We start from the raw sequence: 25,602 nt of genomic DNA, 5'->3' as shown, positions 1-25,602 counted from the left end.
CGCTCCCACAGGATTGAGTTCAGATTGGAGAGTTGTGTATGAGCATCGACACTGTCGCACTGGTTTCAATCGGCGCTCACCCCGCTTCCGGGCGGGCCCGGCGTGCCGAGCACGATGCCCGCGCTGTTGAGCTGGGCCTGCAACTGGCTGGGGATAACCTGCATGTGCTGCACGCCGGTAACCCCCACGAGCCTGCGCTGCGCGCTTATCTGGGCATGGGCCTGGACGAACTGCATGTTCTAGAACAACCCGAGCATGCCGACGCGGTGCCGGTGCTGCGCGATTACTTGCGTGAGTCCGGGGTTCAGTTGGTGCTGACCGGCAGCCAGGCCGAAACAGGCGAAGGCTCGGGGATGCTCCCGTACCTGCTGGCCGAACAACTGGGCTGGCCGCTGCTGGTGGGCGTGGCGCAGATCGAATCTATCCACAACGGTGTGGCGACGGTGCTGCAAGCGCTGCCCCGTGGCCAGCGACGTCGGCTCAAGGTGCGCCTGCCGTTTATGGCCACTGTGGATAACGCCGCGCCTAAAGCCCGGCAGAGCGCCTATGGCCCGGCCACACGGGGGCAAATCGGCGCCCAGGAGGTCGAGGTGGTGGAGGATGAGTTATCCACACGCGGGCTTTTCCAGACCGCCAAGCCGCGCCCCAAGCGTTTGAAGGTGATCAAGGCCAAAAGCGGCGCTGACCGCATGAAAGCCGCCACAGCCAAGGCGGCCGGAGGTTCGGGGCAAGTGCTCAAAGGCGTGAGTGCCGAAGAGGGCGCGCAGGCGATTTTGAAGTTACTCATCGAAGAAGGCGTGGTGCGCTGAGTTGCCCACAAAGTCTGTTAGCGCTTATGTGGATAAGTTGTTTGCTATCGGCTAAGCGCCATACAGATCAAGGCTTTCAAACATCTGATCAAAAAACAACCAATAAGCGTTGTTATCCACCGCGCAGCCGTTAAACCCTTGAACAATGGCGCCTTTAAGGGGTTTTCCACAGTCGGGCAGGGCGGTGCATAAGTTGCGCACATTCTCTGTTGGCGGTTATGTGGATAACGTGTTCGCGGTTAGCTACAGCCCATATAAAACGTGGCTTACACAGTTTTGATCAAAAAATAGCCAATCGCCTTTTTAAGGATAACTTCCCCACTTCCCCACAATTGCTGTGGGTGTGGCTGTGGATAAGATGTTGGTGAAGGGCTGCATGCCTCTGAAAGCGTGGTCTGGGGCGTGTTGATCAAAAAATGAGCTGTGCACAGTAACAACTGGTCATAAAACCCCCCGGCGCACGCGCCGTGGGCTGCGTTAAAAAGAGCGCCTCAAGCCTGTGGAGTGACGCCTATGCCAATTATGTTTCGTCCAGCGTTGCAAACGGATGCCCGCGATATCGCGCGCCTGTTTCAAATTTCATCGGAGGGGGGCGCTGATTACATCTGGAGCCTCATCGCACAACCGGGCGAGGCGCTGCTGGACGTGGGCGAGCGTCGCTATGCCCGCGAGGGGGTAAATTTCTCGTATGAGAACTGCCTGATTGCCGAGGCCGAAGGCCGCGTGATTGGCATGATGCACAGTTATGTGATGCGCGAAGACCCGAACCCTGAGCCTGTGACCGACCCGGTGCTGGCGCCGTATGCCGACATGGAGGTCCCGGACACGCTGTATATCTCCAGCCTGGCGTTGCATGAAGGGTGGCGCGGCCTGGGCCTGGGCCAAGAGTTTCTTAAGTACGCGCACCAGCGTTGTGATGAGTTGGGGCTCAAGGGCTTGAGCCTGATCGACTACGCCGCCAACACCGGCGCCCGCCGGTTTTATGAGCGCCATGGATTCACGATTGTTAAAACCTGCACCGTCGTCCCGCACCCGATGATCGGGGTGACGGGCGAGGCGTATTTGATGTTTTTGGAGCGTAAGCCCCTGTAGGAGCGAGCTTGCTCGCGAGCTTTTAAAAATCAAAAGATCGCGAGCAAGCTCGCTCCTACAACGTTTTGTGTGATTACTGGGTGACGACGCCTTTGAGGTACGCCGCTGGCGCTGCGCCCAGGTTGTTCAGCAGGCGGTCGCTGTACCAGTCGATAAAGTTGACCACACCAAACTCGTAGGTCTTGGAGTACGGCCCCGGCTGGTACGCCGTGGAGTTGATGCCACGCTGGTTTTCTTCGGCCAGGCGACGGTCCTGATTGTTGGTTTCGTCCCAGACTTTGCGCATGCGCTCGACGTCGTAGTCCACGCCTTCTACCGCATCTTTGTGCACCAGCCATTTGGTGGTGACGACGGTTTCTTGCGGACCGATCGGCCACACGGTGAACACCAGAATGTGGTCGCTCATGCAGTGGTTCCAGGAGTGCGGCAGGTGCAGGATGCGCATCGAGCCCAGGTCCGGGTTTTTGATCCGGCCCATGAGTTTTGCACAGCCTTGTTTGCCGTCCAGGGTCATCGACACGGTGCCTTTGAGCAGCGGCATGCGCACGATGCGGTTACGCAAGCCGAAGCTGGCGTGGGCATAGGGGATTTTTTCGGCGTCCCAGGCAGCGGCGGAGGCGGCCACGTGGTCCTTGAAGGCCTGGTCGGCGCGTGGGTCGGTCACGTCGTCCCATTCCAGCAGGGTTTTCAACAGCTCCGGGTGCGAGCCGCCGCAGTGGTAGCACTCGCGGTTGTTTTCAATCACCAGCTTCCAGTTGGCTTTTTCGACCAGGGTGGTCTGGATCGCCACCTTGGTGTTTTCCATGTCGTAGGGTTCCATGTAGTGGTTCAGCGTGGCCAGGAACTCGTCAATCGCCGGTGGGTTCTCGGCCATGCTGATAAAGATGTAGCCGCCTGCGGTTTTCACGTTGACCGGCTTGAGGCCGTACTGCTTCATGTCGAAATCGGCGCCCATCTCGGTGCCGGCAAACAGCAGGCGCCCGTCCAGCTCGTAGGTCCATTGGTGGTAGTGGCACACCAGCTTGGCGACTTTGCCTTTCTCGCTGGTACACAGCCGCGAGCCGCGGTGGCGACACACGTTATGGAAGGCATGTACCTGGCCTTCAGCGCCACGAATCACGATGATCGGGTTCTTGCCCACTTGCAGGGTCAAGAAGTTGCCCTTGGCCGGGATCTCGCAGGTCATGCCCGCAATCAGCCATTCCTTTTGAAAGATCTCTTGCATGTCGATTTCGAACAGGCGCTCGTCGTTATAAAACGGCTGCGGCAGCGAAAACGTCCGCTCGCGATTTTGCAACATCTCGGCGGTGGCCTTGCGTGCAGGTTCTAGTGGATCGCCCAGGCTCAGGGTTGCGGTGACGTCCATCGTTGTAGTCCTCATGGCCATTCGACGTGGCCTAAAAGTGGCTGATCAGGGGTGCGACACAAGGCAAAGCAATAACTGTTGTCAGTGGCGCTGAGTGTGCGTTCGAAGTGCCTGATCGCCATATCTGCGGGCGACATGGCCCAATCTGTTCCCGACGCTGCAAGGGCTGTTTTCAGCGGCTGGTCGCGATAAGTATGTGAATGTCGCGAATAGGTAAATGGCCGCCCAAGGGCATGCGCAAAATCGCCAGCAAGAGGCCGACAGTCGGCCGTGGAGAAGCGTATGTCCAACAGCTTTCTGAATCCGGTTACCACTCAAACCTGGGCCAATGGCCGGCATATCGTGCGCTGCGTCAAAGTGATTCAGGAAACCTGGGATGTGCGCACGTTCTGCTTTATGGCGGATCAGCCGATTTTGTTCTTTTTCAAGCCGGGGCAGTTCGTGACCCTGGAACTGGAGATCGATGGCGATCCGGTGATGCGCTCGTACACCATCTCTAGCTCACCGTCGGTGCCGTACAGTTTTTCGGTGACGATCAAGCGCGTGCCGGGCGGGCGTGTGTCCAACTGGCTGCACGACACCCTGCAAGAAGGCCAGGAGCTGGCGGTGCATGGCCCGGTCGGGCTGTTTAACGCCATCGACGCGCCCAGCCCGAAGGTCCTGTACCTGAGCGGCGGCGTGGGCATCACCCCGGTGATGTCGATGGCGCGCTGGTTTTACGACACCAACGCCAATGTCGACATGGTGTTTATCCACAGCGCCCGTTCGCCCAAAGACATCATTTACCACCGCGAGCTGGAACACATGGCCTCGCGCATCGACAACTTCAGCCTGCACCTGATCTGCGAGAAACATGGTTTGGGTGAACCGTGGGCGGGGTATCGCGGTTACTTGAACCACAAAATGCTCGACCTGATGGCGCCCGACTTTATGGAGCGCGAAGTGTTTTGCTGCGGGCCTACGCCGTATATGAATGCGGTGAAACGCCTGCTGGAAAGCAACGGTTTTGACATGAGCCGTTACCACGAAGAGTCGTTTGGTGCGACGCCACCCGAAGTGCGGGCAGACGCCATCGAACAAGCCGAGCAAGCGGCCGATGCGCCGGAGCTGGACGTGGCTGACCTCAACCAGGTGGAATTCACCGCGTCGGGCAAGAGCATCCGCGTGGGCCCGGCCGAAACCGTGCACGCAGCGGCAGCCAAGCTTGGCCTGATGATCCCCAAAGCCTGCGGCATGGGCATTTGCGGCACCTGCAAAGTGCTCAAATTGGGCGGCGAAGTCGAGATGGAACACAACGGCGGCATCACCGACGATGACGTGGCAGAAGGCTACATCTTGTCGTGCTGCAGCGTGCCCAAGGGCGATGTGCGCATCGAATTCTGAACCCTGTAGGAGCGAGCTTGCTCGCGATCTTTTGATCTTTTAAAAGCTCGCGAGCAAGCTCGCTCCTACAGGTTTAGCAGGGTTGCGGGAACAAAGGTTGCAAACCGCAGTCTTTAGGGCGCGTAAAGGCAGGTCTTCGCTAGCTTAGCGGCTGACTTTTCTTTATCGTACGCGCCCTCTGAAAACTGCTTGAGAACACCACCATGATTGAGTCATCCCTTAGCAAACTGGAACAACTGGTCAGTGACCTGGTTCAGCAAAAGCAAGAACTGCTGGACGCCAACACTCAGCTGAACACTGAACTGGCCCAGGCCAAAGATGAAAACGAAAGCCTGCAACTGTCGCTGATGGAAGCTGAAGAGAAGCAAGGCGCTACCGCTGCACGCATTCAAGCCCTGGTTGAGCGCGCGAGCGTGAGCCCTGTCAACGCATGAGCGCGGACAGAGACGGTGTAAATGTCGTCTCGATTTTGGGGAACGACTACACGATCAAGGCACCGGAAGGCGAGAAACAAACGCTGCTGGCCGCCACGGTCATGTTGAAAGCTGCCCTGGCCGAAACGAAAAGAAAGTACCCGAGCTTGATCGGGGACAAATTGCTGGTGTTGGCCGCGTTGAATCTGTGCTCACAACAGATTGAATTGCAACTGAGCCACAAACAGGAACTCGACCGTTATCAAGAGCAAGTCAGCGCCACGGTCGATGTGATTGAGCGAACCCTCGGGCAAAGCTGAGTCGGCGCGCATCACAGAGGCGGGCAAGGCAAGTAGCACCAGCACACGCTGCCTTGTCCGCTATTAACCTGACGCAGGCCTTGCTTATTTGGGTAGCCTGATCGACGTGAGCGGTTTCAAGAACGCTTCGAGTTGCTGCATTTCATCTTTAATAGCGTCGACGTTGTCGGAGGATAACGGGCCGTCAAAGTTAACCTTGCCCATATAGTGCTCGATCCGACGGGTAACGTTTGTCGCTTGCGTGTGGTAATCGTTTTTTAAAGCGTTTAAGGATTCGGCCTCATTCAGCGCCTCGGTGACGGCGGTGTGATTTTTTTGTAACCCGACCAGTACGGATTCACGGTCTCGGCATTTCTGGATCTCAAGCCTTAATACGTTTCGGGCTTCGATCATTTTTAGATAGTTCAAATGCTCGGAAATATAGCTCACGTACTTTTTCAGCAGAAGGAGTGCTTGTTTGAGGATTTCGACTTTTGACGCTGAAAAACTGACAGCGTTAATGGTTTCTTCGCTGGGGATCCAGTCCATCAGGTAATCGGCAATATTTTTATCGTCAATTAAATGAATGGCAGTGCTCAGGGTTTGCAAGTCAACGGTCAGCTGTTGTTGGCGTACCTTGTTATTTTCAAGCTCGGTGTTAATGTCCTCGGTCATCGAGTGCGGTACGCGCAAGTCCAGCTCAGACAATTTGATATCATCGAGGTCATTTTGTGTGGTCTCCATGGCCAGGAGCAATTGGGCGATGACACGGTGCGATTCTTTTTGGCTGGTCAGGTAATCGTATTCCAGTGCTGCGATCGATTGTTTTTTTTGTTCGTCGCCCAATGACGGGCTGTTTTCTATCTCCAGGATCATTGGCCGTAAGCGGATGTAATTTTTGTCGGTTAACCGTACGGCTATTTTTACTGTGTGAGTGAGCAGTGTCTCGTGGGCTGCATTAATTGCTTTATCCAGGCGCTGGACCTTTGAGTACAGGGCGCTGTTAAATGAAAGTTCCAGACGGCCTGCCAAGGCATTGATGTTTTTTTATTGTTCTTGATAAGCGCAATATTGATTAAGGGGAAGTCAGTCACAGTAAACATCCTTGCTTAAGGGGTTGATTGATTGGCGGTGTATAAAACATCCAGCAATGCTTTAACGGTCAGGTTGACTTCTGTCCAGGGCGCGATGGTGCGATCGATATTGGCCTGAAAAGAAATTAATGCCTGACCGGTTTTAATCAGCTTGAAGTCAGTCGCTGAGGTTTCGATATGGGCAATGATGGTTGCCCATACTGTTTTTAGCTTTTCGGTGGCTTCTGCCGCGCCACCCATGACGGTCTGCAACGTACGTAGAGAATGGCTGTGGTCCCTAACCAGCTTTGGAATACCTTCGGTGGCGAGGATCTCGCTTTCGAGTTGGGTGATCTCCCGGTTCAGTTTCCCCACGTGGTGTATGACGTCTATCAGCTCAGGGCTTAACGAAGCAGGGCCATTAAAAAAGTTTATGAAGAGGCTAATTGGGTTGGCAGCGGACAGTCCGATTTTGCTAATGTCGAACACCAAGAGTTTGGTCTTTTCGTTATTTTTTTGTTTGTGTGTTTCCCGTGCGTCGTTCAAACGCAACATTAACCGATCGACGTGTTCGGCGTGGGACACTTTACTCAATGTATTGATGCTGCGTGCGACAAGAGGAATCAAGTGTTGCTCAAGTTTATTATTAAAAGAGGTGATCTCTTTGTGCAGATTGTCGGTCTCGCTGGATGCCTTTGCGATGCTTGTTTTAAGGTCGTCAAATGTACTGCCGAGTGTCTTATGGATTTTTTCGTCTACGGGGTCAAAGGTAATGGGCGGCAAATGTTCGATTGAGGTGCTCTCAAACTTTTCAATCTTTTCAACAATAGGCATTTGGGAAATGGTGTCAGACAGGCGGGTCATGAAGGTGGTCAGGTTATGTGAGAACACTTTCAGGCGCTCACCCGAGGTAAACAGCCCTGTCTCTATATCGGGCCAGAGCAGCGCGTGACGGTGAATGCTCTCATGAATGGTTAACAGCTCAAGAGTGCTAAATTCGGCTGTTTCAAGTTTGCCAAGTTGTTCATGTATGTCTGGCAGGGTTTTAGGCAGTTTTTTAGCGGTGCGAACATACTCTTTAATGAGCTTCATGTCTTCGGCTGTTAAGAATAATCGCGCCTCCGGACTGTTGAGTGCTTCGAAGAAGGGTGGGGGTTCATTAATGGCGGTTTTATTAATACGCTCGCGGTTTATAAATTCAATGCCGGGTGTCATTTGTTTCATGGTGTTAACCTTTTATCAGTCAGTTATGTGGTGACCCTCAAGCAGGGGGGTGCATGGCCTTAGTCAAACGCTATTTGAGTGTATTAGCCATAAGTGGAAGTCGTTTGTAGAGGTAAGAATACTGACTTGTTTTACTATTGTTCAGGCGTTGAAGATGTAGGTTTTGTGGGTGCAAGTTAGATTAATTGAAATAATTGACAGAAAAAAAAGGGAGCATAAGTAGCTCCCTTAGTGGTTTAAAACTGGACGTCGCGTGATGTTTAGTGAGCCATCATCACTTCTCGAATATCCGCTGCCAATTCCCGTACCCGTGCTTCCTCGGTGTCCCACGAGCACATGAAGCGAGCGCCGCCTTTGCCAATGAAGGTGTAGAAGCGCCAGCCCTTGGCGGTCAAGGCGGCCACCGCGGGCTCCGACAGTTGCAAGAACACGCCGTTGGCCTGTACCGGGAACATCAGTTCCACGCCTGGAATGTCGCTGACCAGTTGGCTGAGCAGTTGCGCGCAATGGTTGGCGTGGCATGAGTGTTTGAGCCAGGCCTGGTTTTCCAGCAAGCCCACCCACGGCGCTGACAAAAAGCGCATTTTCGAGGCCAGTTGCCCGGCCTGTTTGCAGCGGTAGTCAAAGTCCACCGCCAGGTCGTGGTTGAAGAACAAAATCGCTTCGCCCACCGCCATGCCGTTTTTCGTCCCGCCAAAGCACAGCACGTCTACCCCGGCTTTCCAGCTCAGGTCGGCCGGCGAGCAGCCCAAAAACGCACAGGCGTTGGAGAAACGCGCGCCGTCCATGTGCAGCAGCAGGCCCAGCTCTTTGCAGGTGGCGCTGATGGCGCGGACTTCTTCAGGGGTGTACACCGTGCCCACTTCAGTGGCCTGGGTGATGGTCACCACGCGGGGTTTGGGGTAGTGAATATCTTTACGCTTGAGGGCGATCTCGCGGATCGACTCGGGGGTGATCTTGCCGTTTTCCGTGCGGGCCAGCAGCAGCTTGGAGCCGTTGGAAAAGAACTCCGGGGCGCCGCATTCGTCGGTTTCGACGTGGGCGGTTTCGGAGCAAATCACGCTGTGAAAGCTCTGGCACAACGACGACAACGCCAGCGAGTTGGCCGCCGTGCCGTTGAAGGCAAAGAACACTTCGCAGTCGGTTTCAAACAAGGTACGGAAGTCGTTGGCCGCACGCAGGGTCCACTCGTCATCGCCGTAAGAGCGTTGATGGCCGTGGTTGGCTTTTTCCATGGCAGACCAGACTTCGGGGCAGATACCGGAGTAGTTGTCGCTGGCGAATTGTTGGCTCTTATCAGTCATTTCCCGGTTCCGTGGTCGAAGGGTGTGCTGCACTTTATCCAAGAACGCGGCAGGTGCACAGACACGACCTATCTACCTGTAGCCGCTGCCGCAGGCTGCGATAAGGCCCGAAGGGGCTTCGCCTTTAAAACCGGGGCCGCTGCGCTGCCCATCGCAGCCTGCGGCAGCGGCTATAGGGATTTGGTTTTGCGTGATGTCGTAAACGCGCCATTGCGTGGCGCGCGCAGGCATTTGATCGGCCTGTACCGGCTCTACCATCTGGCTCAAAGGGCATAAGCCTCACCGAGACGAATGGCGCGCTGGCGCTGGGAGAACGCAATGTTCAGCAAACAGGATCAGATTCAGGGTTACGACGATGCCTTGATGGCGGCGATCAACGCTGAGGAGCAGCGTCAGGAAGATCACATCGAGCTGATTGCCTCCGAGAACTACACCAGCCAGCGGGTCATGCAAGCGCAGGGCAGCGGCCTGACCAACAAGTACGCCGAAGGCTACCCCGGCAAGCGCTATTACGGCGGTTGCGAACATGTGGATAAAGTCGAGCAACTGGCCATCGACCGCGCCAAGCAACTGTTCGGCGCCGATTACGCCAACGTGCAGCCGCACTCGGGCAGCCAGGCCAACGCTGCGGTGTACCTGGCGTTGCTCAATGCCGGTGACACCGTGCTGGGCATGAGCCTGGCCCATGGCGGCCATTTGACCCACGGCGCCAGCGTGAGCTTTTCGGGCAAGTTGTACAACGCCGTGCAGTACGGCATCGACACGGCCACCGGGCTGATTGACTACGACGAAGTGGAACGTTTAGCGGTCGAACATCAGCCAAAGATGATCATTGCAGGGTTCTCGGCCTACTCCAAAACGCTAGATTTCGCACGCTTTCGTGAGATCGCTGACAAAGTCGGCGCGTATTTTTTTGTCGACATGGCCCACGTGGCCGGGCTGGTTGCAGCGGGCCTGTACCCGAACCCGCTGCCGTACGCCGACGTGGTGACCACCACCACCCACAAAACCCTGCGCGGGCCACGTGGCGGGCTGATTTTGGCCAAGAGCAACGAAGCGCTGGAAAAGAAATTCAACTCGGCGGTGTTCCCTGGCGGTCAGGGCGGCCCGTTGATGCATGTGATTGCCGCCAAGGCTGTGTGCTTTAAAGAAGCACTGGAGCCGGGCTTCAAAACCTATCAGCAACAGGTGATCGACAACGCCCAGGCCATGGCCGAGGTGTTTATCAAACGCGGCTACGACGTGGTCTCGGGCGGCACCGACAACCACCTGTTTTTGGTCAGCCTGATCCGTCAGGGCCTGACCGGCAAAGACGCCGATGCCGCCTTGGGCCGAGCGCACATCACCGTCAATAAAAACGCCGTGCCGAACGATCCGCAATCGCCGTTCGTGACCTCGGGCCTGCGCATCGGCACCCCGGCGGTGACATCCCGTGGTTTCAAGGTGGCGCAGTGCACGGAGTTGGCGGGCTGGATTTGCGACATCCTCGATCACCTCGGTGACCCCGATATCGAGGCCGATGTGGCGCGTCAGGTGACATCGCTGTGCAAAGACTTCCCGGTTTATCGCTGAGCGCGTTTTTGGAGTAAGCCCTATGCAACGGTACTCAGGTTTCGGCCTTCTTAAGCACTCGTTCAGCCACCACGAAAACTGGCAAAAAATGTGGCGCACGCCGACCCCCAAAAAGGTCTATGACGTGGTCATCGTCGGCGGCGGCGGGCATGGTCTGGCCACCGCGTATTACCTGGCCAAAGAACATGGCATCACCAACGTGGCCGTGGTCGAAAAAGGCTGGTTGGGCGGCGGCAACACGGCGCGCAACACCACCATCGTGCGTTCCAACTATTTGTGGGACGAGTCGGCGCACCTGTACGAACACGCCATGAAGTTGTGGGAAGGCTTGTCCCAGGACCTCAACTACAACGTCATGTTCTCGCAGCGCGGCGTTTACAACCTGTGCCACACCCTGCAAGACATGCGCGACTCGGAACGCCGGGTCAGCGCCAACCGCCTCAATGGCGTGGACGGCGAACTGCTTAACGGCAAGCAAGTGGCGGACGAGATTCCGTACCTCGATTGCTCAAAAAACACCCGCTACCCGATCATCGGCGCCACCGTGCAACGGCGCGGCGGCGTGGCCCGGCATGACGCCGTGGCCTGGGGCTTTGCCCGGGCCGCCGACGCCCTGGGCGTGGACTTGATCCAGCAGACCGAAGTGCTCGGCTTTCGCAAAGAGAACGGCGTGTGCATCGGTGTTGAAACCAGCAAGGGTTTTATCGGCGCCAAGCGCGTGGGCGTGGTCACGGCCGGTAACTCCGGGCACATGGCGCGCCAGGCCGGGTTCCGTTTGCCGATCGAATCGCACCCGCTGCAAGCGCTGGTGTCGGAGCCGATCAAGCCGATTATCGACAGCGTGATCATGTCCAACGCCGTACACGGCTACATCAGCCAGTCCGACAAGGGCGACCTGGTGATCGGCGCCGGTATCGACGGCTGGGTCGGCTACGGCCAGCGCGGCTCGTACCCGGTGATCGAGCACACCATTCAAGCGATTGTGGAGATGTTCCCGGTGCTGTCCCGCGTGCGCATGAACCGCCAATGGGGCGGCATCGTCGACACCACGCCGGACGCCTGCCCGATCATTTCGAAAACCCCGGTCCCGAATCTGTTCTTCAACTGCGGCTGGGGCACGGGTGGTTTCAAAGCCACGCCGGGCTCGGGTAACGTGTTTGCCGCCAGTTTGGCCAAAGGCGAAATGCACCCGCTGGCGGCGCCGTTTTCCATTGACCGTTTCTATAACGGCGCCCTGATCGACGAACACGGCGCTGCCGCTGTCGCCCACTAACAGGAGAAACACCCATGTTGCATATCTTCTGTCCTCATTGCGGCGAGTTGCGCTCCGAAGAAGAATTTCACGCCAGCGGCCAGGCGCACATTCCGCGCCCGCTCGACCCCAACGCCTGCACCGACAAGGAGTGGGGCGACTATATGTTCTTTCGCGATAACCCGCGCGGCCTGCACCACGAACTGTGGAACCACGTCGCCGGTTGCCGCCAGTTCTTCAACGCCACGCGCAACACCGTGACCTACGAAATTCTGGAAACCTACCTGATTGGTAGCAAACCGCAGTTCACCGAACAGGCCGCGCCGGTTGCGCCTGCAGCCACCCGCGAGCTGGGAGAAAAGGTATGAGCCAGACCCATCGCTTGCCTAACGGCGGCCGTGTTGATCGCAGCAAAGTGCTGACCTTTACCTTCAACGGCCAACAGTACAAAGGCTATGAAGGCGACAGCCTGGCGGCCGCATTGCTGGCCAATGGTGTCGACATCATCGGTCGCAGTTTCAAGTACTCCCGGCCTCGGGGCATTTATGCCGCTGGCGCCGAAGAGCCCAACGCGGTGCTGCAAATCGGCGCCACCGAAGCCACGCAAATCCCCAACGTGCGCGCCACGCAACAGGCGCTGTATCAAGGGTTGGTGGCCACCAGCACCAACGGCTGGCCCAACGTCAACACCGACATGATGGGCATTTTGGGCAAGGTCGGCGGCAAGCTGATGCCGCCGGGTTTTTACTACAAAACCTTTATGTACCCGCAGTCGTTCTGGATGACCTACGAGAAGTACATCCGCAAGGCGGCAGGCTTGGGCCGTTCGCCTACGCAGAATGACCCCGATACCTACGACAACCTGAACCACCACTGCGACGTGCTGATTGTCGGCGCGGGGCCCGCCGGTTTGGCGGCTGCCCTGGCGGCTGCACGCAGCGGTGCACGGGTGATTGTCGCCGATGAGCAGGAAGAGTTTGGCGGCAGCCTGCTGGACAGCCGCGAAAGCCTGGACGGCAAACCGGCCATGGAATGGGTGGCGAAGGTGATCGCTGAACTCAAGAGCCTGCCGGACGTGCTGTTGCTGCCGCGGGCGACGGTCAACGGTTATCACGACCACAACTTTTTGACCATTCACGAGCGCCTCACCGACCACCTGGGCGACCGTGCGCCGATTGGCCAGGTGCGCCAACGTCTGCACCGGGTCCGGGCCAAGCGCGTGGTGCTGGCCACGGGCGCCTGCGAACGCCCGCTGGTGTACGGCAACAACGACGTGCCGGGCAACATGCTGGCCGGCGCGGTGTCGACCTACGTGCGCCGCTACGGCGTGGCGCCGGGTAAAAAATTGCTGCTGAGCACCAACAACGATTACGCCTACCGCGTCGCGCTGGACTGGCTCGATGCCGGCCAACAGGTGGTCGCGGTGGCCGATGCACGGAGCAATCCGCGGGGCGCGCTGGTTGAAGAAGCGCGGGCCAAAGGCATTCGGATCTTGACCGGCAGTGCGGTGATCGAAGCCCGTGGCAGCAAACGCGTGACCGGCGCCCGTGTGGCGGCCATTGACCTTAAAACCCACAGCGTCACCAGCCCCGGCGAATGGCTGGTGTGTGACCTGGTGGCGACGTCGGGCGGTTACAGCCCGGTGGTGCACTTGGCCTCGCACTTGGGCGGCAAGCCGATCTGGCGCGAAGACATTCTGGGGTTTGTACCGGGCGAAGCACCGCAAAAGCGCGTGTGCGTCGGCGGCATCAATGGCGTGTACGGGCTGGGTGACAGCCTGGCCGATGGCTTTGAAGGCGGCGTGCGCGCTGCCAGTGAAGCCGGGTTTAAAGCGGTCGAGGGCGTGTTGCCCAAAGCCTTGAACCAGGTGCAGGAAGCCACCGTGGCGCTGTTTCAGGTGCCTCACGAAAAAGCCACGGCGCGGGCCCCTAAACAATTTGTCGACCTGCAAAACGACGTGACGGCGGCCGCGATTGAGCTGGCCACCCGCGAAGGCTTTGAGTCGGTCGAGCACGTCAAACGCTACACCGCGCTGGGCTTTGGTACTGACCAGGGCAAGCTGGGCAACGTTAACGGTCTGGCGATTGCTGCGCGTTCGTTGAACGTGACCATCGCGCAGATGGGCACCACCATGTTCCGCCCCAACTACACGCCGGTGACGTTCGGCGCGGTAGCGGGTCGCCATTGCGGGCACATTTTTGAGCCGGTGCGTTACACCGCGTTGCAGGCCTGGCACGTGAAACAGGGTGCCGAGTTTGAAGACGTCGGCCAGTGGAAACGCCCGTGGTACTTCCCACGTCATGGCGAAGACCTGCACGCTGCGGTTAAACGCGAGTGCCAGGCGGTGCGTGACAGCGTCGGCATTCTGGACGCCTCGACCCTGGGCAAAATCGACATTCAAGGCCCTGATGCGCGGGAGTTTTTAAACCGCATTTACACCAACGCCTGGACCAAGCTGGATGTGGGCAAGGCGCGTTACGGGCTGATGTGCAAAGAAGACGGCATGGTCTTCGACGACGGTGTGACGGCGTGCCTGGCCGATAACCATTTCGTCATGACCACCACCACCGGCGGTGCGGCCCGCGTGCTGCAATGGCTGGAAATCTATCAACAGACTGAATGGCCGGAACTCAAGGTGTACTTCACCTCGGTCACCGACCATTACGCAACGCTGACCTTGAGCGGCCCCAACAGCCGCAAGCTGCTGAGCGAAGTGACCGACATTGATCTGGACCGCGATGCGTTCCCGTTCATGACCTGGAAAGAAGGCCTGGTGGCGGGCGTGCCGGCGCGGGTGTTCCGTATTTCGTTTACCGGCGAACTGTCGTACGAGGTCAACATCCAGGCTGACTACGCCATGGGCGTGCTGGAAAAAATCGCCGAGGCGGGCAAGCAATACAACCTGACCCCGTACGGCACCGAGACCATGCACGTGCTGCGCGCCGAGAAGGGTTTCATCATCGTCGGCCAGGACACCGACGGCTCCATGACCCCGGACGACCTCAACATGGGCTGGTGTGTGGGCCGCACCAAACCGTTCTCCTGGATCGGCTGGCGCGGCATGAATCGCGAAGACTGTGTGCGTGACCAGCGCAAACAACTGGTGGGCCTCAAGCCGGTCGATCCGAATAAATGGCTGCCGGAAGGCGCGCAACTGGTGTTCGACCCTAAACAGACCATCCCGATGACCATGGTTGGCCATGTGACTTCCAGCTATGCGCACAACTCGCTGGGGTATTCGTTTGCCATGGGCGTGGTCAAGGGTGGCCTTAAGCGCCTCGGCGAGCGGGTGTTCTCACCCCAGGCGGATGGCAGCGTGATCGAGGCTGAAATTGTGTCTTCGGTGTTCTTCGACCCGAAAGGCGACCGGCAGAATATTTGAGTGGGTGATCTCATGACGACCGCAAACGTATACCAACAACGTCCGGACTCGGGCGCCAAAGCCGAGTCATCGCTGCATCACGCCCACTTGGCCAAATTGATCGGCAAGGGCCGTAAAAACCCCGGCGTGACCGTGCGCGAGAAAAAACTGCTGGGCCACCTGACCCTGCGCGGCGATGCCAAAGACCCGGCCTTTGCCGAAGGCGTGCACAAGGCGCTGGGCCTGGAGTTGCCGGTGGCCTTGAGCCTGGTGGCCAAGGGCGACAGCTCGCTGCAATGGATGGGCCCGGATGAATGGCTGCTCATCGTCCCCGGCGGTCAGGAATACGCCGTGGAACAAGCCCTGCGCGCCGCGTTGGCGGGGCTGCATATTTCGGTGGTCAACGTCAGTGGCGGGCAGCAACTGCTGGAGCTGAGCGGGCCGAACGTGCGCAACGTGCTGATGAAGTCGACGAGCTACGACGTGCACCCCGACAACTTCCCGGTGGGCAAGGCGGTGGGCACCGTGTTTGCCAAATCGCAGTTGGTGATCCGGCACACGGCTGAAGACACTTGGGAGCTGTTGATCCGCCGCAGTTTCTCGGATTACTGGTGGCTGTGGCTGCAAGATGCGGCGGCGGAATATGGGCTGAATGTTGAGGCCTGATGTCCACTGCAAGTCTCCTGTGGGAGCGGGCTTGCTCGCGATGGCATCAGCGCGGTGAATCAAATACACCGCGTCGCTTGAATCGCGAGCAAGCCCGCTCCCACAGGGGGGTGTTAACTCTCATATAACAAGGAATTGCACCATGAGCCGCGCCCCTGACACCTGGATCCTCACGGCCGATTGCCCCAGCCTGCTGGGCACGGTCGACGCCGTGACCCGCTATCTGTTTGAACACCGCTGCTACGTCACCGAGCACCATTCCTTTGATGATCAGCGTTCGGGGCGGTTTTTTATTCGCGTTGAATTCCGTCAGCCCGACGGTTTTGACGAGAACGCCTTTCGCGCAGGGCTGGCTGAACGGGGCAAAGCCTTCGGCATGACCTTTGAACTGACCCCGCCGCACTACCGGCCCAAAGTGCTGATCATGGTTTCTAAGGCGGATCACTGCCTCAACGACTTGCTGTATCGCCAACGCATCGGCCAACTGTCGATGGACGTGGTGGCGGTGGTGTCCAACCACCCTGACCTTGAGCCGCTGGCGCAATGGCATGGCATCCCGTATCACCATTTCGCACTCGCCCCGGCCAACAAGCCCGCGCAAGAGGCCCGGGTGTGGCAAGTGATCGAAGACACCGGCGCCGAACTGGTGATTCTTGCCCGCTACATGCAAGTGCTGTCGCCCGAGCTGTGCCGCAAACTCGACGGCAAGGCCATCAACATTCACCACTCCTTGCTCCCCGGTTTTAAAGGCGCCAAGCCGTATCACCAGGCCTACGAGAAAGGCGTGAAACTGGTGGGCGCCACCGCGCACTACATCAATAACGACCTGGACGAAGGCCCGATCATCGCCCAGGGCGTGGAGGTGGTCGACCACAGCCACTACCCTGAAGACCTGATCGCCAAAGGCCGCGACATCGAAGCCCAGACCTTGGCGCGGGGTGTGGGTTATCACATTGAACGGCGCGTTTTCCTAAATGGAGGTCGTACGGTGGTGTTATGACGGCAGCGGCAAGCTCTAAGCTGCAAGCGACACGTTAAAACTGCTTCACCTCCAACAACAACAAGGGTGAATACGATGGCTGACAATCGCGGTGTGGTGTACCTGGGCAATGGCCAGGTTGAAGTGCAGAACATTCCTTTTCCCAAGATGCAAAACCCTCAAGGCAAGCCGATCCATCACGGGGTGATCCTGCGGGTGGTGTCGACCAATATTTGTGGGTCTGACCAGCACATGGTGCGCGGTCGCACCACGGCGCAAGTAGGGCTGGTGCTGGGCCACGAGATCACCGGCGAGGTGATCGAAGCCGGGCGTGATGTTGAACATTTGAAAGTCGGCGACCTGGTGTCGGTGCCGTTCAACGTGGCCTGCGGGCGTTGCCGCAGTTGCAAAGAGCAAAACACCGGCGTGTGCCTGACCGTCAACCCGGCCCGTCCCGGCGGTGCGTATGGCTATGTGGACATGGGCGATTGGGTAGGCGGCCAGGCGGAATATGTGCTGGTGCCGTATGCCGATTTCAACCTGCTCAAACTGCCGAACCGCGACGCCGCCATGGAGAAAATCCGCGACCTGACCTGCCTCTCCGACATCCTGCCCACCGGCTACCACGGCGCGGTCACGGCCGGCGTTGGCCCCGGCAGCACGGTGTACATCGCCGGTGCTGGCCCGGTGGGCCTGGCCGCGGCGGCGTCGGCGCGCTTGCTGGGTGCGGCGGTGGTGATTGTCGGTGACGTTAACCCGATCCGTCTGGCGCACGCCAAGGCGCAGGGCTTTGAAATTGCTGACCTGTCCAAAGACACCCCGCTGCATGAGCAAATCGCCGAGTTGCTGGGCGAGCCAGAAGTCGACTGCGCGGTCGATGCTGTGGGCTTCGAAGCCCGTGGCCACGGCCATGACGGCGTCAAGCACGAAGCCCCGGCCACGGTGCTCAACTCACTGATGGGCGTGGTGCGGGTGGCGGGCAAAATCGGTATTCCGGGCCTGTACGTCACCGAAGACCCGGGCGCTGTCGATGCCGCCGCCAAAATGGGCAGCCTGAGTATCCGCTTTGGTTTGGGCTGGGCCAAATCCCACACCTTCCACACCGGGCAAACCCCGGTCATGAAATACAACCGCCAACTGATGCAAGCGATCATGTGGGATCGCATCAAAATTGCCGACATTGTGGGCGTAGAGGTGATCAGCTTGAATGACGCCCCGCGCGGGTATGGCGAGTTTGATGCGGGTGTGCCGAAGAAGTTTGTGATTGATCCGCATACGTTGTTTAGTGCGTAGCGACGTGTTAGCGGTAGCTGCTTTATCAGCTACCGCTCACGGTTGTAATACCTAAGTGGTCAAGGCAGATTGTTTGGTTATATAGCAAGCCGTCAGTTAATTATTTCAGAGACGAATAGCATCTCTGTTTATTGTCAGTGTATCCAGGCCCTCTTTAAATTTTGATGACAAGCCTGTTGAGTCTGAGAAGGTGGGGAGTGCATCGTCCCGGCCGTATGCTGGCGCTAAGCCTAGACGGTCTTGAATGGCATATTGTTGTTGGGTTAATTTGTCTTTAGCCGCTTTAAAACCATCGGTAAGAAAAGCAACTTCCGCCACTGTTTGCTTTGACGTCGAGGGTGTAACACTCGCTAAAGCTTTCACTCCGCGATCATGCCAATGGCTCATTTTATTCAACGCTTGTGTGTTGATGGCGAGATCATTCACGAGGGTATCACGCGTTACAGGAGCACTCGCTATCGGGGTGTTTAGGGTAGGAGCGTTAGCTTTTATTTCACTCAGGCTCGGCGCCGAGGGCGTGTAAGCTTCCTTGGCTTTAGATGGAGAAGAGGGCGTTGCACTCGGCTTGAACTTGGACTTGGGTGTTCTCATGGGGTTTAACCGTTTTATTCCTTTCCATAGACTCCTTACAAACTTGAACCAATGCCCTGAGGGGTCTTGCATCATGATGGGGTCTGGACAATACGCATAAGCATTGATGCCACCTCGGCCAAACGGACTCCAACTGTCGGGGCTATTAAAACGCATTAATACCGGATTGAACGCCCGATAACCTTGGCCCAATAAATAATGCCCGGTTACCGCCTCAGGCCTTTGACCATTAAACCCCCACAGACCGAACATGCCGTGGACGGGGTGATGACCAAAGGGTGTAAAAGCCAGTGGTGTCGAGCTTCCGTCGGGGCTAATGCCATTGACGACAGATGTTTGCTGATCGGTTACCAATAACGTGGTGACGTGGCCGGATTGTTGTAACGCCAAGGGTTGTGAGTTGACTTCAAAAAAACGGTTTTTACGTTCGCCTTCAATTTCAGTGTCGATACGATTTCTGTTGTAAAAACGCTGAATGCTGTTGGTGGCTGACAGGCGGTTCAACGGGTCGTAGTGATAGGTGTTGGCCACTTTTTTGCTTGTTTTACTCATACGATACTCCCGGAAAAAATGTGGACGAACGTTTAGCTTCCCCCGGTAGCAGCACACTGTATAGCTAGCAGAACAGCTAGGTTGTGAGTCAGCTCAGCTGGGTGTTGAGGTGATCAGCTTTAATGACGCCCGGCGTGGGTATGGCGAGTTTGATGCGGGTGTGCCGAAGAAGTTTGTGATTGATCCGCATCGCTTGTTTAGTGGCGTGTGAAATACAAAAATCTAGGGCTGCAATCGTAGCCCTAGATGTTGATGTTTGGAGTGTGTTGGTTTAAGTGTGAGTAGTGTTTTTAAAATTATTTAAGTGGTTCTTATTGTTGTGATTTTGGGACTTAGGTTAACTGCTTTGTCGATATACTGCTTTGCACTTAAATAATTATTTATCGCTGTTTCATCGAGATCGTTTACTGCTTTTGTTAGGTTTGAATTCATGTTTTTTTGGTTGTTTGAATTGTAATTTGGTATTGGGTTTTTTTCAGTTCCTCTCGCTCTGAATAGTGTGTTTTGATCAAATACGTTTCTGTGTGTTTTGGTGTAGCCTATTTTAGAATATAGACGGTCTGCCGTTTTTGCTGCCTTATCGGCAGTTTTTTCGGCAGCTAGGGCTTTCGTGAAAAGTTGTGATCTTGACAGTTCGTCTGTATTTTTTGGAAGGAGGACGACCTCGCGAGTGTCAATGCCGCGACGCGCTATTTTTGTGTTGATTTCGTTCTGTAGGTTTTTTATATGCGCAGTTGTTTTTTTAGAGCTTCTGATTAAATTTAGTGGTCTTAAAAGAGATTTTATAAATGCTGGTATGTGACCTGTTGGGTCAACTTTGTTCGCCGGGTCATTATCACAATACGCATACGCATTAATCCCCCCCTCCCCAAACGGGCTCCAACTGTCCGGGCTGTTAAAGCGCATCAATACCGGATTAAACGCCCGATACCCCTGGCCCAACAAATAATGCCCAGTCAGCGGTTCTGGTCGTTCGCCGTTAAACCCGGCTCCATTGAGTGAGGTGCCAATGGGGTGATGGCCAAAGGGCGAGTAAGCCTGCGCGTGCAGGGCGCCCTCAGGGCTAACGCCATTGAGCACAGAGGTTTGCTGATCGGTCGCCAATAAGGTGGTGCCGGGCAGGCTGCCATGCTGCTGCAATGCGAGGGGTTGTGAGTCGGTCTCAAAAAAACGGCTTTTACGTTCGCCCTCAACCTCAGTGGCGATGCGGGTGTCGTTGTAAAAACGTTGAATGCTGTTGCTGGTTGCCAGCCGGTCCAATGGATCGTACAGGTAGGTGCTGGCGACGGTTTTGCGCTGTTTGCTCATGCTGAACTCCCGGGAAAAGCGCGGACGAAGGTTTAGCTTCCCCCTGGAGTTTCACGCTGTATAGCTAGCAGAACTGCTAGGTAGCGAGGGTTTAGACCTGCAAGCGCTGGCCCAGTACGTCGAGCAGGTCACAGCCGTCGCGCAGCAAAATGGCGCAAGGCTGGGTGATGTGTTTGAGGTCTACGCCGTCGGCGGCGCTCAGATCTAAACGGTTGAGGCTTTCGAACAGTTGGGTCACGGCCAGAATGCGCGCCGCCGCATTGGCATGCAGTACGTCAGGCGGGCTTTGGCGGTCAATCAGCAAGCTGGGGATCAGGCAGTCTATTGCGGTCAGCGGGATGTATTGGTTCATGGCTTAGTCTCGTTGAAGTAAATGAGACTGCCGCCTACTTGTCGCCAAACAAATAGGTGGCAGCTGCACGCGGGTTGGCGAACCGGCAACGAGACACCCGGCAGACCCGAAGGTCTCCCGCGCACAGCTGCCATAGAGCAACTCTGCGGGTACGGATCATCCTGCAAAAAACAGACGTTCCGCACTCATTGATCGGGTCGCCAAACCCGGTCGCCATTGGGACGACCGGCGGACTATAAGCCCCTGACTCCAACCCGTGCAAACCTAAAACCTTGTAGGAGCGAGCTTGCTCGCGATCTTTTGAGGGTTAAAAGACAACCAGCACAACCACTGCCGCCGCCACCACGCAGGCGATGGCAACAAGGTTCAGCCGGCTCAACAACGGTCGCTTGGCCGCCACTTGAGGTTCAATGCGCGCCACAATCGCTTGCCACACACGGTCGGGCACCGGGTCCTGGCCCGCGGAGTCGGTCAGGCGGGCGAGGCTGGTTTGCCAGGCGGCAAGTTCTTCGCGCAACCCGGCGTCATCGACCAGCAGTTGTTCAAAGCGTTTGCTGGCGGCAGGCGGCATCAGCCCGATGGCGTAATCGCCTGCCAGGGCACGGCGCAGGGTGGGGGTTTGATAATTCATGCTTCAAGGCCTCCACGCAGCCGTTCCATGCCCCGGCGCAGCCAGACTTTGACCGAACCCAGTGGCGCAGCCAATTGCTCGGCTAATTCTTTGGCGTTGCGGCCCTGAAAATAAGCGGTGGTGATGGTTTGACGCTGCATGCCATCCAGTTGCTCAAGGCAAGACGGCTGTTGCAGGGCGCCCTCGGGCAGCTCGCGGTGTCTGCGCAATTGCTCGATCGCCTGGTCGTGGGTGATGGCGATCATCCAGGCCACAGGGGCTGACAAATGGGGGTCGTATTGCGCGGCGTTTTGCCAGATGCGCACGAAGCTTTCTTGCACCACGTGTTCGGCCAGATCACGCTGGCTGATGCACTGCAAGGCCACGTTTTGCAGACGGGGGGCGACGCTACGATACAGCGTTTCAAAGGCTCGGCGGTTGCCCAATGCACATTGGGCCAACAGCTTTTTGAGGTACTCGGCGTCGGAGATTAAGATGACCGTTCTCCCATTTATCAGGGGATGGCAATGTGCCATTTACGTGGAGAGATTAGTCCAAAATTCGTGGCTGTTCCATGCAGTGGCCGATCATTTTTTTCTGATGTGCCGACTTGATTTTTGGCGGTTTTATCATCCTGTCTTGATAAGTGCGGGCTCGCTGTAGAGCGATGCCCGCGCCGTTCCTGTTTTCAATTAAGATTGCGCCCTGTTTGCTGAATGCTGGCTGTAGGGAACATCCGCAGCGGTGTTGAGTCTGAGTATTAGTTTTGCTGCTCCTTGGCGGGCAGCTTTTTGGTTGAAGAGGTCGATGCGATGAAAAAGTTGAGCGCAGTAGCACTGGCAACATTGATGAGCGTAGCGGTCACCCCGGTGTTTGCAGCAGGGTTTGACCTGGGCGCGGCAACCCAGCTCTTGGGCCAGGTACAAGGTGGCAACAGCGCCAGCTCTGACAAGTCGGTGCAGGCCTTGCAACTGCTGACCAAAGCCCAGCAGATGGGCGTCAAGCCTGAGCAAGCAGCAGGTGGCGTGGGGGCGATGTTGAGCCTGGCAAAAAACCAGCTGACGGCCAATGATTACGCAGCCTTGACCCAGCAAGTGCCGGGTATTAACAAGGTCACCGGCGCCGGTGCCCTGACTCAACTGAGCCAGTTCAGCGCGAAAAACCCGCAGCTTCAGGCCCTGGTGGGCCAGATCAACCCGGTCAGCAATGATGCCAAAGTGGCGGTCAGCAACGTGACCAACCAATCGCAATTGAACAGCGCGTTCCAGGCGCTGGGCATGAAAAGCAGCATGGTCCAGGAATTCGCCCCTGTGATCACTCAGTACCTGGGCCAGCAAGGGGTTGCCAGCCCGTTGCTGACCACCCTGGGTACGCTGTGGGGCATCTAAGGATTAGCCGCGCTCAGCCCGCAATGTGCTGATGCGTTGGTCTTTCTTGATCCAGAGCTGGTTGACCCAGCTCTGGATCTGCTCGCGAAACACCGGATCGTTCTCGTAATCACCCTGGCACAGGGCCGGATCCAGTTCGCGGGTCTGGATATCAACAATCACTTTGGGCACTTGCCCACTGATCAACGCCCAAAACCCCGGAATCTTTGCCTGTGGATACACCACGGTGACGTCGAGCACGGCGTCCAGCTGTGGGCCCATTGCCGCCAGTACAAAAGCCACGCCACCCGCCTTGGGTTTGAGCAGGTAGGTGTAGGGCGATTGTTGTTGGGCGCGTTTGGCCGGGGTAAAGCGGGTGCCTTCCAGGTAATTGACGACCGTTACCGGCTGGCGCTTGAACAGCTCGCAGGCGGCTTGGGTGATCTTGAGGTCCTGGCCCTTTAGCTCAGGGTGTTTGGCCAAAAAGGCCTTGGAATAGCGCTTCATGAAGGGGTAGTCGAGCGCCCACCAGGCCAGGCCCAGAAACGGCACCCAGATCAGTTCTTTTTTAAGGAAGAACTTGAAGAACGGCGTGCGGCGGTTCAAGCCTTGCATCAAGGCCGGGATATCAACCCACGATTGGTGGTTGCTGATCACCAGGTACGAGGTGGTGCGGCTGAGGTTCTCTGCACCGCGAATGTCCCAGCGGGTGGGCAGGCACAGGGCGAAAATGCGTTTGTCGATCTCGGACCAGGTTTCGGCAATCCACATCACGGCCCACGAGTTGTAATCGCGCAGCCGACCCGGTGATATCAGCTTGAGCAGCGCGAACAGCATGAGCGGGCCGAACAGAATGAGGGTGTTGCACAGCAACAGCAGTGTGACCAAACAGCCGGTGAGCAGGCGGCGCATAAGTAACTCTTGAACATTTAAGGACCCGCCATGATAAGCAGCGTGTTGCAGAACGCCAAATCAGAGTGCTAACAAATGTTTCGAGCGCTATAGGCTATTTTCCTCTGTGGGAGCGGGCTTGCTCGCGATAGCATCATCACGTTGCTTCAGGCGGACCGGGTTGCCTGAATCGCGAGCAAGCCCGCTCCCACATGAACCAATGGTAAATAAAGGGTCTAACCCGCACCCCTAAAAGGAAATGACCGCCATGAAGTCTGTTTTAGCCTTGTTGTCTGTATTGGCGTTGCCGGTGATGGCCGCCGAACCGACCCTGTACGGGCGTTATGAGTACATCAAGCTGCCGGAAATCGGTGAGACGCTGAAGGCCAAGATGGACACTGGCGCCTTGACGGCGTCGCTGTCGGCCAAAAACATTCAGACTTTTACCCGGGACGGTGAAGAGTGGGTACGTTTCCAGTTGGCCACCCCGGACGCGGGCAGCAAGGTGTATGAACACAAAGTGTCACGCATCAGCACAATCAAAAACCGCGCTGATGAAGACGAAGACAAAGATGAAGTCAACGTGGCCAAGCGCCCGGTGGTGGATCTGGAGATGTGCCTGGGCAATGTCAAACGCACCGTAGAGGTCAACCTCACCGACCGCAGCAACTTCAACTACCCGCTGTTGATCGGGGCCAAAGCGCTGCGTGAGTTCGGCGCGGCGGTGAACCCGGCGCGCCGCTATACGGCGGATCAGCCGGGGTGTTGAGTACCCTGGTGAGGCTGTCAGAGTCTGCGCACCGCAGTTTTTAAGGTGGCCAAGTCCAGATAGTCGAGTTGATGGGTTGTCACAGGGATGAGGTTTGATTGATGCGTCAGCGTGGCAATGGGCCTTGTGGGTGGGGGTGGAGGTATTTTGGCGCGCGCGGTTTTCTGGGCAAGTTGATGGGTGAGCTTCTGGTTTTTCTCGAGTAAAGCCGAGTTAATGGCCTTCAGTTCCACTATCTGATCTTGAGCGTTGCTTAGTTCGCCTTGCATTTTCATTGCCATGAAGCGCTCATTGTTTTTTGAGTGGACGAGCGCCTCTTCCACGTCTTTTAATTCCTGCTTTAAAGCCCTATTCAAATCCACGGCTTTATCGGCGGTATTGACGGGGCTTTCAACCGATAAGCGAGGTGGTTTCTTTACCCCCAAAAAACGTCTGATTCGCTTGATAAATGCCCATGCATGGCCTGTCGGGTCCGTGCGATTCACAGGCTCCCCCGCGCAATACGCATACGCATTAAACCCGCCTTTGCCAAACGGGCTCCAGCGGTCTGGGCTGTTAAAGCGCATCAGTATCGGGTTAAACGCCCGATAGCCATTGCCCAGCAAGTAATGCCCGGTCAGCGGGTCTGCACGTTCGCCATTAAAGCCGGGCACCCTGTGTGCGCCTGGCGTGAAGGGCTGGTGCCCATAAGGTGTAAAAGCCACTGATGCAGGCTGTCTGTGGTTCAGAACCGACAGCGTTGAACGTTTAGCGTCCCCGGCGACCAAAGCCGTCGTGAGTCCCTCGCCCTGATGGGTTCGGTAAGCCAGTACCGCCTCTTGAGACTCAAAGACTTGTGCACGGGTATAGCCTGTGATTTCAGTCGCCACCCGTTGACGACAATAAAACAGGTGTGTGGCTTGGTCTTCAGCGCCGGTTTTCACATGACGGTCCAGCGGGTCGTAGGCGTACTGGTGCAGTTGCAGGGGCTTTTGCGCTGACATGGCTTTTACCGTATCGCTTGCTCAATAAGCGGACAGGGATAGCGTGTTAACGCCATGAGCGGTACTGACAGAACGGCTAGGTTTGTGTGCCGT

24 protein-coding genes and 2 pseudogenes are annotated in these 25,602 nt (G+C 57.0%); 15 read left to right on the top strand and 11 right to left on the bottom strand.

Annotated elements, in window-relative coordinates:
* Positions 1 to 38: 38 nt before the first annotated feature.
* Positions 39 to 809, top strand: coding sequence for an electron transfer flavoprotein subunit beta (gene etfB, locus AAEZ03_RS17715; RefSeq protein ID WP_123750858.1), 771 nt, complete (start codon positions 39 to 41; stop codon positions 807 to 809).
* 513 nt (positions 810 to 1,322) lie between these two features.
* Positions 1,323 to 1,901 carry a GNAT family N-acetyltransferase gene (locus tag AAEZ03_RS17710; protein WP_278938557.1) on the top strand — a complete coding sequence of 193 codons (579 nt, stop codon included), beginning with the start codon at positions 1,323 to 1,325 and terminating at the stop codon, positions 1,899 to 1,901.
* A gap of 73 nt (positions 1,902 to 1,974) precedes the next feature.
* Here the strand turns inward: AAEZ03_RS17710 and gbca are convergent, their stop codons facing one another.
* Positions 1,975 to 3,267: a glycine betaine monooxygenase oxygenase subunit gene (gene gbca / locus AAEZ03_RS17705; RefSeq protein ID WP_350580313.1), complete on the bottom strand. Its 1,293-nt coding sequence runs from the start codon at positions 3,265 to 3,267 to the stop codon at positions 1,975 to 1,977.
* Between the two features lie 282 nt (positions 3,268 to 3,549).
* On the opposite strand from gbca, the gene gbcB reads away from it, so the two are divergent.
* The 3 genes from gbcB to AAEZ03_RS17690 all read left to right on the top strand — a co-directional run bounded on the left by gbcB (position 3,550) and on the right by AAEZ03_RS17690 (position 5,383).
* Positions 3,550 to 4,650, top strand: coding sequence for a glycine betaine monooxygenase reductase subunit (gene gbcB, locus AAEZ03_RS17700; protein WP_048372343.1), 1,101 nt, complete (start codon positions 3,550 to 3,552; stop codon positions 4,648 to 4,650).
* A 203-nt stretch (positions 4,651 to 4,853) separates the two neighbouring features.
* The gene (locus tag AAEZ03_RS17695; protein WP_048384982.1) at positions 4,854 to 5,084 is read left to right on the top strand and encodes a hypothetical protein; all 231 of its coding nucleotides are present in this window, start codon (positions 4,854 to 4,856) and stop codon (positions 5,082 to 5,084) included.
* The gene (locus tag AAEZ03_RS17690; protein WP_153333354.1) at positions 5,081 to 5,383 is read left to right on the top strand and encodes a cell division protein ZapA; all 303 of its coding nucleotides are present in this window, start codon (positions 5,081 to 5,083) and stop codon (positions 5,381 to 5,383) included. The genes AAEZ03_RS17695 and AAEZ03_RS17690 overlap by 4 nt, the downstream gene beginning before the upstream one ends.
* An 84-nt stretch (positions 5,384 to 5,467) precedes the next feature.
* Here the strand turns inward: AAEZ03_RS17690 and AAEZ03_RS17685 are convergent, their stop codons facing one another.
* The 3 genes from AAEZ03_RS17685 to AAEZ03_RS17675 form a co-directional block, all read right to left on the bottom strand.
* Positions 5,468 to 6,394, bottom strand: a complete 927-nt coding sequence (locus tag AAEZ03_RS17685; protein WP_350580308.1) for an alpha-xenorhabdolysin family binary toxin subunit B — start codon at positions 6,392 to 6,394, stop codon at positions 5,468 to 5,470.
* A gap of 77 nt (positions 6,395 to 6,471) precedes the next feature.
* Positions 6,472 to 7,659: an alpha-xenorhabdolysin family binary toxin subunit A gene (locus tag AAEZ03_RS17680; RefSeq protein WP_262123559.1), complete on the bottom strand. Its 1,188-nt coding sequence runs from the start codon at positions 7,657 to 7,659 to the stop codon at positions 6,472 to 6,474.
* A 260-nt stretch (positions 7,660 to 7,919) separates the two neighbouring features.
* Positions 7,920 to 8,963 carry a threonine aldolase family protein gene (locus tag AAEZ03_RS17675; RefSeq protein WP_350580305.1) on the bottom strand — a complete coding sequence of 348 codons (1,044 nt, stop codon included), beginning with the start codon at positions 8,961 to 8,963 and terminating at the stop codon, positions 7,920 to 7,922.
* Positions 8,964 to 9,281: 318 nt separating this feature from the next.
* Between AAEZ03_RS17675 and glyA the strand changes: the two genes are divergently transcribed.
* The 7 genes from glyA (at position 9,282) to fdhA (ending at position 18,086) form a co-directional block, all read left to right on the top strand.
* Positions 9,282 to 10,535 carry a serine hydroxymethyltransferase gene (gene glyA, locus AAEZ03_RS17670; protein ID WP_048372332.1) on the top strand — a complete coding sequence of 418 codons (1,254 nt, stop codon included), beginning with the start codon at positions 9,282 to 9,284 and terminating at the stop codon, positions 10,533 to 10,535.
* Between the two features lie 22 nt (positions 10,536 to 10,557).
* On the top strand, positions 10,558 to 11,808 hold the full coding sequence (locus AAEZ03_RS17665) for a sarcosine oxidase subunit beta family protein (RefSeq protein ID WP_048372329.1): 1,251 nt from the start codon (positions 10,558 to 10,560) through the stop codon (positions 11,806 to 11,808).
* A gap of 14 nt (positions 11,809 to 11,822) precedes the next feature.
* Entirely contained in the window at positions 11,823 to 12,155 is a 333-nt protein-coding gene (locus tag AAEZ03_RS17660; protein ID WP_048372327.1) for a sarcosine oxidase subunit delta, read from the top strand.
* Positions 12,152 to 15,169 carry a sarcosine oxidase subunit alpha gene (locus AAEZ03_RS17655; RefSeq protein WP_282364389.1) on the top strand — a complete coding sequence of 1,006 codons (3,018 nt, stop codon included), beginning with the start codon at positions 12,152 to 12,154 and terminating at the stop codon, positions 15,167 to 15,169. The genes AAEZ03_RS17660 and AAEZ03_RS17655 overlap by 4 nt, the downstream gene beginning before the upstream one ends.
* Before the next feature lie 12 nt (positions 15,170 to 15,181).
* Positions 15,182 to 15,814, top strand: a complete 633-nt coding sequence (locus tag AAEZ03_RS17650; RefSeq protein ID WP_048372325.1) for a sarcosine oxidase subunit gamma — start codon at positions 15,182 to 15,184, stop codon at positions 15,812 to 15,814.
* A gap of 142 nt (positions 15,815 to 15,956) precedes the next feature.
* Complete coding sequence (purU, locus tag AAEZ03_RS17645; RefSeq protein ID WP_350580301.1) at positions 15,957 to 16,814, top strand: formyltetrahydrofolate deformylase; 858 nt, start codon at positions 15,957 to 15,959, stop codon at positions 16,812 to 16,814.
* A 75-nt stretch (positions 16,815 to 16,889) separates the two neighbouring features.
* On the top strand, positions 16,890 to 18,086 hold the full coding sequence (gene fdhA, locus AAEZ03_RS17640) for a formaldehyde dehydrogenase, glutathione-independent (RefSeq protein ID WP_262123550.1): 1,197 nt from the start codon (positions 16,890 to 16,892) through the stop codon (positions 18,084 to 18,086).
* A gap of 105 nt (positions 18,087 to 18,191) precedes the next feature.
* Here fdhA and AAEZ03_RS17635 read toward each other — a convergent pair whose 3' ends face one another.
* The gene (locus tag AAEZ03_RS17635) at positions 18,192 to 19,229 is read right to left on the bottom strand and encodes an RHS repeat-associated core domain-containing protein (RefSeq protein WP_350580299.1); all 1,038 of its coding nucleotides are present in this window, start codon (positions 19,227 to 19,229) and stop codon (positions 18,192 to 18,194) included.
* Between the two features lie 97 nt (positions 19,230 to 19,326).
* On the opposite strand from AAEZ03_RS17635, the pseudogene AAEZ03_RS17630 reads away from it, so the two are divergent.
* Positions 19,327 to 19,440 (top strand): annotated as a pseudogene (locus tag AAEZ03_RS17630) (glutathione-independent formaldehyde dehydrogenase); the annotation flags it as partial.
* A gap of 89 nt (positions 19,441 to 19,529) precedes the next feature.
* On the opposite strand, the gene AAEZ03_RS17625 reads toward AAEZ03_RS17630, so the two are convergent.
* From AAEZ03_RS17625 to AAEZ03_RS17610, 4 genes and pseudogenes are all read right to left on the bottom strand, one after another.
* The gene (locus tag AAEZ03_RS17625) at positions 19,530 to 20,537 is read right to left on the bottom strand and encodes an RHS repeat-associated core domain-containing protein (protein WP_278938545.1); all 1,008 of its coding nucleotides are present in this window, start codon (positions 20,535 to 20,537) and stop codon (positions 19,530 to 19,532) included.
* 91 nt (positions 20,538 to 20,628) lie between these two features.
* Positions 20,629 to 20,889 carry a hypothetical protein gene (locus AAEZ03_RS17620; protein WP_019409796.1) on the bottom strand — a complete coding sequence of 87 codons (261 nt, stop codon included), beginning with the start codon at positions 20,887 to 20,889 and terminating at the stop codon, positions 20,629 to 20,631.
* Between the two features lie 310 nt (positions 20,890 to 21,199).
* Positions 21,200 to 21,520, bottom strand: a pseudogene (locus AAEZ03_RS17615) (anti-sigma factor); the annotation flags it as partial.
* Positions 21,517 to 22,035, bottom strand: coding sequence for a sigma factor (locus AAEZ03_RS17610; protein WP_262123547.1), 519 nt, complete (start codon positions 22,033 to 22,035; stop codon positions 21,517 to 21,519). The gene AAEZ03_RS17610 and the pseudogene AAEZ03_RS17615, both read right to left, overlap by 4 nt.
* Positions 22,036 to 22,311: 276 nt before the next feature.
* On the opposite strand from AAEZ03_RS17610, the gene AAEZ03_RS17605 reads away from it, so the two are divergent.
* Positions 22,312 to 22,887 carry a DUF2780 domain-containing protein gene (locus AAEZ03_RS17605; protein ID WP_048372375.1) on the top strand — a complete coding sequence of 192 codons (576 nt, stop codon included), beginning with the start codon at positions 22,312 to 22,314 and terminating at the stop codon, positions 22,885 to 22,887.
* A 3-nt stretch (positions 22,888 to 22,890) separates the two neighbouring features.
* Here the strand turns inward: AAEZ03_RS17605 and yihG are convergent, their stop codons facing one another.
* Positions 22,891 to 23,778 (bottom strand): 1-acylglycerol-3-phosphate O-acyltransferase, YihG family, encoded by an 888-nt coding sequence (gene yihG / locus AAEZ03_RS17600; RefSeq protein ID WP_262123545.1) that lies wholly within the window; start codon positions 23,776 to 23,778, stop codon positions 22,891 to 22,893.
* 247 nt (positions 23,779 to 24,025) lie between these two features.
* On the opposite strand from yihG, the gene rloA2 reads away from it, so the two are divergent.
* Complete coding sequence (gene rloA2, locus AAEZ03_RS17595; RefSeq protein WP_350580294.1) at positions 24,026 to 24,526, top strand: retropepsin-like aspartic peptidase RloA2; 501 nt, start codon at positions 24,026 to 24,028, stop codon at positions 24,524 to 24,526.
* 17 nt (positions 24,527 to 24,543) lie between these two features.
* On the opposite strand, the gene AAEZ03_RS17590 is transcribed toward rloA2, so the two are convergent.
* On the bottom strand, positions 24,544 to 25,509 hold the full coding sequence (locus tag AAEZ03_RS17590; protein ID WP_350580292.1) for an RHS repeat-associated core domain-containing protein: 966 nt from the start codon (positions 25,507 to 25,509) through the stop codon (positions 24,544 to 24,546).
* Positions 25,510 to 25,602: the final 93 nt, after the last annotated feature.

The organism is Pseudomonas sp. HY2-MNA-CIBAN-0224 (genome assembly GCF_040310285.1).
Classification (GTDB): Bacteria; Pseudomonadota; Gammaproteobacteria; order Pseudomonadales; family Pseudomonadaceae; genus Aquipseudomonas; species Aquipseudomonas helleri.
Note: the sequence above shows the minus strand (reverse complement) of the source record. Positions and strands in the feature narration are given on the sequence as shown.

What these genes read in the sequence shown, in the direction of transcription:
- etfB (WP_123750858.1), top strand. Translation starts at nt 39, where the DNA reads ATGAGCATCGACACTGTCGCACTGGTTTCAATCGGCGCTCACCCCGCT.
- AAEZ03_RS17710 (WP_278938557.1), top strand. Translation starts at nt 1,323, where the DNA reads ATGCCAATTATGTTTCGTCCAGCGTTGCAAACGGATGCCCGCGATATC.
- gbca (WP_350580313.1), bottom strand. Translation starts at nt 3,267, where the DNA reads ATGGACGTCACCGCAACCCTGAGCCTGGGCGATCCACTAGAACCTGCA.
- gbcB (WP_048372343.1), top strand. Translation starts at nt 3,550, where the DNA reads ATGTCCAACAGCTTTCTGAATCCGGTTACCACTCAAACCTGGGCCAAT.
- AAEZ03_RS17695 (WP_048384982.1), top strand. Translation starts at nt 4,854, where the DNA reads ATGATTGAGTCATCCCTTAGCAAACTGGAACAACTGGTCAGTGACCTG.
- AAEZ03_RS17690 (WP_153333354.1), top strand. Translation starts at nt 5,081, where the DNA reads ATGAGCGCGGACAGAGACGGTGTAAATGTCGTCTCGATTTTGGGGAAC.
- AAEZ03_RS17680 (WP_262123559.1), bottom strand. Translation starts at nt 7,659, where the DNA reads ATGAAACAAATGACACCCGGCATTGAATTTATAAACCGCGAGCGTATT.
- AAEZ03_RS17675 (WP_350580305.1), bottom strand. Translation starts at nt 8,963, where the DNA reads ATGACTGATAAGAGCCAACAATTCGCCAGCGACAACTACTCCGGTATC.
- glyA (WP_048372332.1), top strand. Translation starts at nt 9,282, where the DNA reads ATGTTCAGCAAACAGGATCAGATTCAGGGTTACGACGATGCCTTGATG.
- AAEZ03_RS17665 (WP_048372329.1), top strand. Translation starts at nt 10,558, where the DNA reads ATGCAACGGTACTCAGGTTTCGGCCTTCTTAAGCACTCGTTCAGCCAC.
- AAEZ03_RS17660 (WP_048372327.1), top strand. Translation starts at nt 11,823, where the DNA reads ATGTTGCATATCTTCTGTCCTCATTGCGGCGAGTTGCGCTCCGAAGAA.
- AAEZ03_RS17655 (WP_282364389.1), top strand. Translation starts at nt 12,152, where the DNA reads ATGAGCCAGACCCATCGCTTGCCTAACGGCGGCCGTGTTGATCGCAGC.
- AAEZ03_RS17650 (WP_048372325.1), top strand. Translation starts at nt 15,182, where the DNA reads ATGACGACCGCAAACGTATACCAACAACGTCCGGACTCGGGCGCCAAA.
- purU (WP_350580301.1), top strand. Translation starts at nt 15,957, where the DNA reads ATGAGCCGCGCCCCTGACACCTGGATCCTCACGGCCGATTGCCCCAGC.
- fdhA (WP_262123550.1), top strand. Translation starts at nt 16,890, where the DNA reads ATGGCTGACAATCGCGGTGTGGTGTACCTGGGCAATGGCCAGGTTGAA.
- AAEZ03_RS17635 (WP_350580299.1), bottom strand. Translation starts at nt 19,229, where the DNA reads ATGAGTAAAACAAGCAAAAAAGTGGCCAACACCTATCACTACGACCCG.
- AAEZ03_RS17625 (WP_278938545.1), bottom strand. Translation starts at nt 20,537, where the DNA reads ATGAGCAAACAGCGCAAAACCGTCGCCAGCACCTACCTGTACGATCCA.
- AAEZ03_RS17620 (WP_019409796.1), bottom strand. Translation starts at nt 20,889, where the DNA reads ATGAACCAATACATCCCGCTGACCGCAATAGACTGCCTGATCCCCAGC.
- AAEZ03_RS17610 (WP_262123547.1), bottom strand. Translation starts at nt 22,035, where the DNA reads ATGGCACATTGCCATCCCCTGATAAATGGGAGAACGGTCATCTTAATC.
- AAEZ03_RS17605 (WP_048372375.1), top strand. Translation starts at nt 22,312, where the DNA reads ATGAAAAAGTTGAGCGCAGTAGCACTGGCAACATTGATGAGCGTAGCG.
- yihG (WP_262123545.1), bottom strand. Translation starts at nt 23,778, where the DNA reads ATGCGCCGCCTGCTCACCGGCTGTTTGGTCACACTGCTGTTGCTGTGC.
- rloA2 (WP_350580294.1), top strand. Translation starts at nt 24,026, where the DNA reads ATGAAGTCTGTTTTAGCCTTGTTGTCTGTATTGGCGTTGCCGGTGATG.
- AAEZ03_RS17590 (WP_350580292.1), bottom strand. Translation starts at nt 25,509, where the DNA reads ATGTCAGCGCAAAAGCCCCTGCAACTGCACCAGTACGCCTACGACCCG.